The sequence below is a fragment of the Pseudomonas entomophila genome (assembly GCF_023277925.1).
Classification (GTDB): domain Bacteria; phylum Pseudomonadota; class Gammaproteobacteria; order Pseudomonadales; family Pseudomonadaceae; genus Aquipseudomonas; species Aquipseudomonas entomophila_D.
In genome coordinates this window covers 4,089,886-4,098,914 of record NZ_CP063832.1, presented here as the reverse complement: position 1 = coordinate 4,098,914, position 9,029 = coordinate 4,089,886, and the positions used below count along the sequence as shown (strand labels likewise).

General features: G+C 63.8%; 11 protein-coding genes. 7 read left to right on the top strand and 4 right to left on the bottom strand.

The window, feature by feature from the left end; translation table 11 throughout:
* The first annotated feature begins 6 nt into the window (after positions 1-6).
* Entirely contained in the window at positions 7-573 is a 567-nt protein-coding gene (locus tag IM733_RS18155; RefSeq protein WP_248917894.1) for a sugar O-acetyltransferase, read from the top strand.
* On the opposite strand, the gene IM733_RS18150 is transcribed toward IM733_RS18155, so the two are convergent.
* Entirely contained in the window at positions 552-1,118 is a 567-nt protein-coding gene (locus IM733_RS18150; RefSeq protein WP_248917893.1) for a DUF6436 domain-containing protein, read from the bottom strand. The genes IM733_RS18155 and IM733_RS18150 overlap by 22 nt on opposite strands.
* A 98-nt stretch (positions 1,119-1,216) precedes the next feature.
* On the opposite strand from IM733_RS18150, the gene IM733_RS18145 reads away from it, so the two are divergent.
* Positions 1,217-2,143: an alpha/beta hydrolase gene (locus IM733_RS18145; protein ID WP_248917892.1), complete on the top strand. Its 927-nt coding sequence runs from the start codon at positions 1,217-1,219 to the stop codon at positions 2,141-2,143.
* On the opposite strand, the gene IM733_RS18140 is transcribed toward IM733_RS18145, so the two are convergent.
* Entirely contained in the window at positions 2,144-2,896 is a 753-nt protein-coding gene (locus IM733_RS18140; protein WP_248917891.1) for a DUF2059 domain-containing protein, read from the bottom strand.
* Between the two features lie 121 nt (positions 2,897-3,017).
* Here IM733_RS18140 and IM733_RS18135 point away from each other — a divergent pair, with 121 nt between their 5' ends.
* Positions 3,018-3,641: a 2OG-Fe(II) oxygenase gene (locus tag IM733_RS18135; protein WP_248917890.1), complete on the top strand. Its 624-nt coding sequence runs from the start codon at positions 3,018-3,020 to the stop codon at positions 3,639-3,641.
* On the top strand, positions 3,622-4,122 hold the full coding sequence (locus IM733_RS18130; protein ID WP_248917889.1) for a DUF523 domain-containing protein: 501 nt from the start codon (positions 3,622-3,624) through the stop codon (positions 4,120-4,122). The genes IM733_RS18135 and IM733_RS18130 overlap by 20 nt, the downstream gene beginning before the upstream one ends.
* Before the next feature lie 82 nt (positions 4,123-4,204).
* Here IM733_RS18130 and IM733_RS18125 read toward each other — a convergent pair whose 3' ends face one another.
* Positions 4,205-4,672, bottom strand: a complete 468-nt coding sequence (locus IM733_RS18125; RefSeq protein ID WP_248917888.1) for a transporter substrate-binding domain-containing protein — start codon at positions 4,670-4,672, stop codon at positions 4,205-4,207.
* Positions 4,673-4,901: 229 nt separating this feature from the next.
* Here IM733_RS18125 and IM733_RS18120 point away from each other — a divergent pair, with 229 nt between their 5' ends.
* Positions 4,902-5,378 carry a DUF4399 domain-containing protein gene (locus tag IM733_RS18120; RefSeq protein WP_248917887.1) on the top strand — a complete coding sequence of 159 codons (477 nt, stop codon included), beginning with the start codon at positions 4,902-4,904 and terminating at the stop codon, positions 5,376-5,378.
* 157 nt (positions 5,379-5,535) lie between these two features.
* Here IM733_RS18120 and serA read toward each other — a convergent pair whose 3' ends face one another.
* Positions 5,536-6,765: a phosphoglycerate dehydrogenase gene (serA, locus tag IM733_RS18115; RefSeq protein WP_240065230.1), complete on the bottom strand. Its 1,230-nt coding sequence runs from the start codon at positions 6,763-6,765 to the stop codon at positions 5,536-5,538.
* 170 nt (positions 6,766-6,935) lie between these two features.
* Between serA and IM733_RS18110 the strand changes: the two genes are divergently transcribed.
* Positions 6,936-8,333 carry an FAD-binding oxidoreductase gene (locus IM733_RS18110; RefSeq protein WP_248917886.1) on the top strand — a complete coding sequence of 466 codons (1,398 nt, stop codon included), beginning with the start codon at positions 6,936-6,938 and terminating at the stop codon, positions 8,331-8,333.
* A 25-nt stretch (positions 8,334-8,358) separates the two neighbouring features.
* The gene (locus IM733_RS18105; protein WP_248917885.1) at positions 8,359-9,024 is read left to right on the top strand and encodes a fumarylacetoacetate hydrolase family protein; all 666 of its coding nucleotides are present in this window, start codon (positions 8,359-8,361) and stop codon (positions 9,022-9,024) included.
* The last annotated feature ends 5 nt before the right edge of the window (positions 9,025-9,029 follow it).

Sequence of the window (9,029 nt, the reverse complement as noted above, 5' to 3'; positions counted from 1 at the left end):
GTTTCCATGGCCCTCAGCGAAAAACAGAAGATGTTGGCGGGTGAGCTCTACCACGCCGGTTGCCCCGAGCTGCAGGCTGAGCAGATCGCCAACAAACACTGGATGCACCGCTACAACAGCAGCGTCGAGCTGCTCAACGACGCGCGCCATGGCTTGCTGGTCGAGCATTTCGGCCAGGTCGGCGACGGTGCGGTGATCCGCCCGCCGTTCTATTGCGACTACGGCTACAACATCAGCATCGGTGCCAACAGTTTCATGAACTTCAATTGCGTGATCCTCGATGTGCTGCCGGTGCGCATTGGCGCCGACTGCCAGATCGGCCCGGCGGTGCAGATCTACACCGCCGATCACCCGATGGACCCTGAACTGCGGCGCACGGGTCTTGAGAGTGGCCGGCCGGTGAGCATCGGCGACAACGTGTGGATCGGTGGCGGGGCGATCATCCTGCCCGGCGTGACCATCGGTGACAACGCCGTGGTCGGTGCCGGCAGCGTGGTGACCCGCGATGTGCCGGCGGGAGCGGTAGTGGTGGGCAACCCGGCGCGGGTGCGTCAGCCGGCCCAGGGGCAGTAGCAGCCCACCGCGAGGGTGTTGGAGGCTTGTACCCGGCGCCCTTGCTCCAATGCGTTGAGAATCGGCTCGATGAAACTGTTGCTCGAGTTGCACACCGCGCCTTCGCTGTAGGGGCCGAAGTAGGCCAGGTTGCCCTCGTGGTCCCAGATTGCCACGGCGGGCGTGGCGGGCAGCTGTTCGCTGCCGGGCAGGCTGGCCAGTGGCTTTAGAGCGGTGAGGTTGGCGGGAAGCTGGCCGTGGCTGCCGGGCTTTTGCACGACGTGGAAGCTCACGCCCCGTGGGGCGAACTGCGCGACCAGCTCGCCCAGGTGCTGCTGGTTGCCAACGTTGCACGGGCAGGCTGGGTCCCAGAAGTGCACCACGCGGATCGGGCCGGGGCCGGACAGCTCGGGTGGCAGCTGCAACTGGCTACCGTCGAAGAGGGTGGCCTGGTTGTCGAACGGGCGCAGGTAGCGGCTCTGGAAACTGTCGTAGGCCCACCACAGCGCGACGGCGCAGAGCAGGGTGGCGGTGATACCGGCCAATGGCTTGAAACGTCGGGGCATGGTTTATTCGCAGCGCCTGATAACCGCACAAGCTTGCCACGATGACAGCGAGACCTGAATATCACAGGTCAATACTTGCTTCAGTGTGGATGTCCCCGATGCCCGCCGCCTTCCAACCCGACTCGCTGCGCGCCAGCTTGTCGCCCCTCACCGAGCGCCAGTCGTTGCCCGCCCAAGGCCGTGACTACCAGCGCTTCTATGGCCTGGACCTGCCGGTGGCCAGTTGGCTTGGCCGCTTCCAGGCAGCCGGGTTCGACCTGGTTGGCCAGGTCTGGTTGCCGGAGCAGCCGGTAGCGACCCTGTTCCTGCTGCATGGCTACTACGACCACATGGGTCTCTACCGGCATGTGATCGACTGGGCACTCAAGCAGCGCTATACCGTGATCAGCTGCGACCTGCCCGGGCACGGGCTGTCCAGCGGCGAGCGGGCCAGCATCGAAGACTTCGACATTTATCAGCAGACACTGGACGCTTTGTTCGAGCAGGCACGCCAGCTCGACCTGCCACGCCCGTGGCACCTGTGTGGGCAGAGCACCGGCGGTGCCATCGTGGTCGATCACCTGCTGCACTGCGACGGCCGCAGCCCGGCCGACGGCGAGGTGATCCTGCTGGCGCCGCTGGTGCGCCCGCGCGCCTGGCACTGGTCGAAGCTCAGCTATTGTGTGCTGCGCCACTTCGTCAACGGCATCGAGCGGCGCTTCAGCGAGAACACCAACGACCCGGCGTTCCTGCCGTTTCTGGAAGCCGACCCGCTGCAGCCGCGCCGTTTGCCGACAGCCTGGGTCGGCGCGCTGCTGAAATGGGTCCGGCGTATAGAGGACGCGCCGCGCAGCACGCGGCGCTTGCTGATCGTGCAAGGGGAGGCGGATGGCACCGTGGACTGGCCCTACAACCTCAAGGTGCTCAAGGCCAAGTTCAGTGAGCCGCAGATCCTCCTGCTGCCCGAGGCGCGGCACCACCTGGCCAACGAGCTGCCGGGTATCCGCCAGCGCTATTTTGACTTCATCGGCCAGCGCCTGGGCTGATCAGTTCAGGTCCGCGGCGTTCTGGCCGACCGCCAGCGCGGCGCGCACGGCGGCCACGGCGGCCTTGTAGTAGGCCTGCCCTTGCGGCGACTCGGCGAAGGTGGCGAATTCTTCCAGTTCCGTATCCGACAGGTCACGGTAGACATACAGCAGCGTGTTGTTGAGGTCTTCGCCGACCTGGTTCATCAGGCGCTGGCGCTGGCCGTCGAGCAGGCCCTGGGCCTGGCCGGCACCGAACAGGCCGGGGATCATCGAGCTGAGGCTGTCTGCCGCCACCCCGGCGATCGCCAGGCTGACCTCGGCGCCGGCTTCGCGGGCCGGCAGGGCCTGGGCCAGGTGGCCGACGATCAGCAGGCGGGTATCGCTGGCCTGCATCTTGGGCAGGCCCTTGGCGTTCTTGGCCAGTTGGTCTTTGCGCGTGGCCAGCAGTTCGGCGGCTACCACCTTGCGCCCCAGCGGCGACTGGAAGAAGTTCAGCGCCGGCGTGGCGTTCTGCAAGTTTGCGCGCAGCTGCGCCAAGGCACGGCGATCCATGGCCTGGGCCTGGAAACGCTGGTTGCTGTTGCTGACCAGTGCCTGGTAGACGGCGGGCGGCAGGCTGTTGCGGTAGCGCTGCTGGGCGGCGCTCACGGCATCGTTGAAGTGGGCGCGCTGGTCGGGCCAGCCGGCGGCCTTGTACAGTTGATCGAGGCTGTCTGCCCAGACAGGCATGGTGCAGATCATCAGCAGAAGCAGGGAAAACAAACGGCGCATTCAGGACTCCTGTCGGCAGTCCGCTATTGTCCGTGGCTCGGCGGGGCTTTGTCGAGACGCCAACGGCAGTTCTCGACCAAGCGGCGCTGTGCGAGCGCATGCCGAATGGCTATGATGCGCCATGCACAATCCTCCTGAACATTCGATGCTGTCGGCGATCGTCGATGACCTGGCCACCCGTGGCTGGTCGCAGCAGCCGCTCTTCTTGCCCGACGAACTGGCCCGCGCGCTGGCACTCGAATGCCGGCACCGCCACGCCGAAGGCGAACTCAACCCGGCCGGGGTCGGGCGTGGTGCCGCGCAGGAAGTGCGCGAGGCCATTCGCGGTGACCAGATCCAGTGGATCGACCCGGGTGACTCCGAGGCTTGCGACCACTATCTGGGGGCCATGGACAGCTTGCGCCAAGCCATCAACCAAGGGTTGTACCTGGGGCTCGAGGACTTCGAGTGCCATTTCGCCCTGTACCCTCCAGGCGCTTTCTATCGCCGCCACCTGGACCGCTTCCGCGACGACGACCGGCGCGCCGTTTCGGCCGTGTTCTATCTCAATGAAGGCTGGCAGCCCGCCGACGGTGGCCAGTTGCGCATGTTCCTCCAGGGTGACGTCGAGCATGACGTGCCGCCGCTGGCGGGCACCCTGGTGGTGTTCCTGTCGGGCGACATCCCCCACGAAGTCCTCCCGGCCGGGCGTGAGCGCCTGTCGCTGACGGGCTGGTTCCGCCGCCGTGGCAACGATCCGTTCTAAGGTCCTGGTCAGCGCCTGCCTGCTGGGGCAGCCGGTGCGCTACGACGGGCGCGCCAGCGGTCACCCCGACCTGTTGCAACGCTGGCAGGCCGAAGGGCGGGTGGTGCCGTTGTGCCCGGAGGTGGCCGGTGGCTTGCCGACGCCGCGCCCGCCTGCGGAGATTCCGGGCGGGCAGGGTGGTGCCGTGCTGGATGGGCTGGCGCCGGTCGTAACGGTGGCGGGTGAAGATGTCAGCGAGGCGTTTCTCGCCGGCGCCCGGCAGGCCCTGGCCTTGGTACGGCGGCATGGCATTCGTGTGGCGGTGCTCAAGTCCGGCAGCCCGTCGTGTGGCAACCGGTTGACCTATGACGGCAGCTTCACGGGGGTGAAAGTGCCGGGGGAAGGGGTCACGACCGCCTTGTTGCGCCGTGAAGGGGTGCTGGTGTTCAGCGAACTGGAGCTGGACCAGGCCGAGCAAGCGCTGAACCACGCGGACCTGTAGGAGCCAGCCTTGCTGGCGAACGGCTTCACATCGCCTTCAGGGCTGTTCGCCAGCAAGGCTGGCTCCTACGGGATCGGTGGCGTTACTGCTGTTGGAGCCATTTCTTTTCCAGCTCGGCAATGCGCCCATTATCCTTGAGCCGCTGCAAGGCATTGTTCACCGCGCTCTCGAACGCCGGATTATCTTTCTGGAATGGAATCACCAGGTGCTGGGCACCAAACGGTTGGCTGGCGCTCAACGCGGGGGCAAGTTTGTTTTGCGTATCGGGCTTGTCGACGGTGATGTCGAACTTGCCGCTTTCCACCCCAGCCAGTGCTTCTGCGGCGGGCGTCTCGATGAACTCGGCGCGCAGGTCCAGTTCCCGGGCCAAGGCCTGGCCCAGTTCGATATCGAACCCCGTCAGGTGCTCATCCTGCTTGAAGGCGTAGGGCGCGGCATCGCTTTGCACGGCAATGCGCAACTCCCCCCGGTCGTTGATTTCATCGATCAGTTCGGCCTGGGCCAGTGGAGTGAACAGTGCTGCCAGCAGCACGCCAATGGTCAAACGCATGAATGCCCCTTACTTGTTTGGCAGAAGATTTTCCATTCGCCGGGTCTTTATTACCTGCCTCGGTCGAGCGCAGCCTCAGACCTCAAGACCCGGTCAATGTTTGACGCGGCCGTGAAATATTTCCGCGCCTGTTTTTGAACCTCTTCCGGTGTGGGTGGACTATGGTGAAGTACCGCCTTGCTTCCTTTTAGTGATAGCGGTCAATTGAAGTGAATCACAGGAGAAGTGAATGAAAAGCCTAATGTCGCGTGCTGCCGTCGCCGGTCTGCTGATGGGAGTATCGGTGTTCGTCAGTGCCGCGGATGCCCTGAAGAGCCAGCAGCCACCGGAAGGCGCCAAGGTCTTCATCGTTTCCCCCGCCGATGGTGCCACGGTCGACAAGACCTTCACCGTCAAGTTCGGCATCGAGGGCATGGGCCTGAAGCCTGCGGGCGACCAGACTCCGCATACCGGCCATCACCACCTGCTGGTGGATGTCGACAAGGCGCCAGCCGCCGACATGCCACTGCCGACCAGCCTGATGCCGGAAAACAACGCGCCATTACCAGCCGGCCCGCAGGTGCTGCATTTTGGTAAGGCGCAGACCGAGGCGACCATCACCCTGACGCCGGGCAAGCACACCCTGCAGCTGGTGCTGGGCGACCAGTACCACGTGCCGTTCAAGCCAAGCGTCAAGTCGAAGAAGATCACCGTCAACGTCAAGTGACGCTGAACCTGTAGGAGCGGCTTAAGCCGCGAAATAGGCGCTGCGGTGCTTGGCACCCGCGTTCGCGGGTGATCGCGGCTGAAGCCGCTCCTACAAGCTCGCGACAATGAAAAAAGGGAGGCCACCAGGGCCTCCCTTTTTCATGCCGCAGTGAAACTCAGAACAGTACGCGCGAGCGAATGGTGCCCTTCACGTGCTGCAGTTTCTCCTGGGCCAGGTCCGAGTACTCGGCGTCCACGTCGATTACCACGTAACCCACTTTCTCGTCGGTCTGCAGGAACTGACCGGAGATGTTGATACCGTTCTCGGCGAACACTTTGTTGATCTCGCTGAGCACACCCGGGATGTTTTCGTGGATGTGCAGCAGGCGGTGCTTGCCTGGGTGGGCCGGCAGGGCCACTTCCGGGAAGTTGACCGACGACACGGAGGTACCGTTGTCGCTGTACTTGACCAGCTTCTCGGCCACTTCCAGGCCGATGTTGGCCTGGGCCTCGGCGGTGGAGCCACCGATGTGTGGCGTGAGGATCACGTTGTCCAGGCCACGCAGCGGGCTTTCGAACTCGTCGTCGTTGGAGCGCGGCTCGACCGGGAACACGTCGATGGCGGCGCCGATCAGGTGCTTGTCCTTGATCGCGGCGGCCAGGTGGTCCAGCTCGACCACGGTGCCACGGGCGGCGTTGATCAGGATCGAGCCCTTCTTCATCGCGCGGATTTCCTTCTCGCCGATCATCCACTGGGTGGACGGCAGCTCAGGCACGTGCAGCGAGACGATGTCGGCCAGGCCCAGCAGTTCGTGCAGGCTGGTGACTTGTGTGGCGTTGCCCAGTGGCAGCTTGGTCAGCGGGTCGTAGAAGTACACCTGCATGCCCAGGCCTTCGGCCAGGACCGACAGTTGCGTGCCGATCGAGCCGTAGCCGACGATGCCCAGCTTCTTGCCACGGATCTCGAAGGAGTTGGCCGCGCTCTTGATCCAGCCACCGCGATGGCAGGAGGCGTTCTTTTCGGGGATGCCGCGCAGCAGCAGGATAGCTTCGGCCAGCACCAGTTCAGCCACCGAGCGGGTGTTGGAGTACGGGGCGTTGAACACCGCGATGCCGCGCTCGCGGGCCGCGTTCAGGTCGACCTGGTTGGTGCCGATGCAGAAGCAGCCTACCGCGACCAGTTTCTTCGCACAGTCGAAGACCTCTTCGGTCAGCTGGGTGCGCGAGCGGATGCCGATGAAGTGGGCATCGGCGATCTTTTCCTTCAGCTCGGCGTCCGGCAGCGAGCCGGTGAGGTACTCGATGTTGCTGTACCCGGCAGCCTTGAGGATATCCACCGCATTCTGGTGGACGCCTTCAAGAAGAAGGAACCTGATCTTGCTCTTGTCGAGAGAAGTCTTGCTCATCTGCGTAAACCTGTATCCCGGAGAAAAATGGCGAGGAGGGTGAAGCGGCGCGGCGTCGGCCTTAGCACGAACAGCGGGAGGGCTATGCTAGCATACGCGACCTGATCTGAGCTTATCCCGACAGGTGAAGCGTGCTCAGGGTGACTATGAATAAGTCGAGAGTTCCAGCGATGACCCAGTCCGTGGTAATTGATGAGCTGATGACCCTGGTCGACCCTGGCAAGGTCCTCACCGATGCCGCCTCGCTCGAGACGTATGGCAAGGACTGGACCAAGCACTATCCGCCCGCGCCCAGCGCCATCGTCTTCCCTAAATCCATCGAGCAAGTGCAGGCCATCGTTCGCTGGGCGAACCGGCACAAGGTTGCCTTGGTGCCGTCCGGTGGGCGTACCGGGCTGTCGGGCGGCGCGGTCGCTGCCCACGGCGAGGTGGTGGTGGCCTTCGACTACATGAACCAGATCCTCGGTTTCAATGAGTTCGACCGCACCGTGGTCTGCCAACCCGGGGTGATCACCCGCCAACTGCAGCAGTTTGCCGAAGACCAGGGGCTGTACTACCCCGTTGACTTTGCTTCCAGCGGCTCCAGCCAGATCGGCGGCAATATCGGCACCAATGCCGGCGGGATCAAGGTGATTCGCTACGGCATGACCCGTAACTGGGTCGCCGGGCTCAAGGTGGTCACCGGCAAGGGCGAGCTGCTGGAACTGAACAAGGACCTGATCAAGAACGCCACCGGCTACGACCTGCGCCAGCTGTTCATCGGCGCCGAGGGTACGCTGGGCTTCGTGGTCGAGGCGACCATGCGCCTGGACCGTGCACCGCGCAACCTCACCGCGATGGTGCTGGGCACGCCGGACTTCGACTCGATCATGCCGGTGCTGCACGCTTTCCAGGGCAAACTCGACCTCACGGCCTTCGAGTTCTTCTCCGACAAGGGCCTGGCCAAGATCCTCGCCCGTGGCGATGTGCCGGCGCCCTTCGAGACTGACTGCCCGTTCTACGCACTGCTGGAGTTCGAGGCCAGCACCGAGGAGGTGGCCAACGAGGCGCTGACCACCTTCGAGCACTGCGTCGAACAGGGCTGGGTGTTGGACGGGGTGATGAGCCAGAGTGAAACCCAGCTGAAGAACCTGTGGAAGCTGCGCGAGTACCTGTCCGAGACCATCTCCCACTGGACACCCTACAAGAACGATATTTCGGTCACCGTGTCGAAAGTGCCGGCGTTCCTGCGCGATATCGATGCCATCGTCGGCAAACACTACCCAGACTACGAAGTGGTCTGGTACGGCCATATCGGCGACGGCAACCTGCACCTGAACATCCTCAAGCCCGACCACATGACCAAGGACGATTTCTTCGCCTCCTGCACAAAGGTCAACAAGTGGGTATTCGAGATCGTCGAGCGCTACAACGGCTCGATCTCCGCCGAGCACGGCGTGGGCATGACCAAGCGCGACTACCTGGGTTACAGCCGCTCGGCGGATGAAATCGCCTGCATGAAGGCGATCAAGGCCGTGTTCGACCCTAACGGCATCATGAATCCGGGTAAGATCTTCGCTCCCGAATAAAAAGCAGTGTTCACAGGAGTCGGCCATGAGTTACCAGCACCAGTATGTAGACGGCACCCGTATCCATTACCCGCTGGGCAAGGTGGTGTGCATCGGCCGCAACTACGCCGAGCACGCCAAGGAACTGGACAACCCCATCCCCAGCGAGCCACTGCTGTTCATCAAGCCCGGTAGCTGCGTGGTGCCCCTGGAAGGCGGCTTCAAGATCCCGACCGAGCGTGGCTCGGTGCATTACGAAGCGGAAATCGCCGTGCTGCTGGGCAAGCCGCTGTCCACTGCGCCGTCCGAGGAAGAGGTGCTCGACGCCATTTCCGGCTACGCGCCGGCGCTCGACCTCACCCTGCGTGAGGTGCAGGCGAAACTGAAGGAAAAGGGCCTGCCGTGGGAGCTGGCCAAGAGCTTCGATGGCGCCTGTGTACTGCCGCCGTTCGTTTCGGCTGGTACGTTCGAGGATGTCACCGATATCGGTATCCGCCTGACCATCAACGGTGAAGTGCGTCAGGACGGCAGCAGCGCGATGATGCTCAACCCGATCGTGCCGATCATCCAGCACATCGCCGGGCATTTCTCGCTGCAGCCAGGCGATGTCATCCTCACCGGCACTCCGGCCGGTGTCGGCCCGCTCAACGTGGGTGACGAGCTAGTGTTGGAACTTCTGGGCGCAAGTCGTTTCGAAGGGCGCGTGCTCTGACCTTT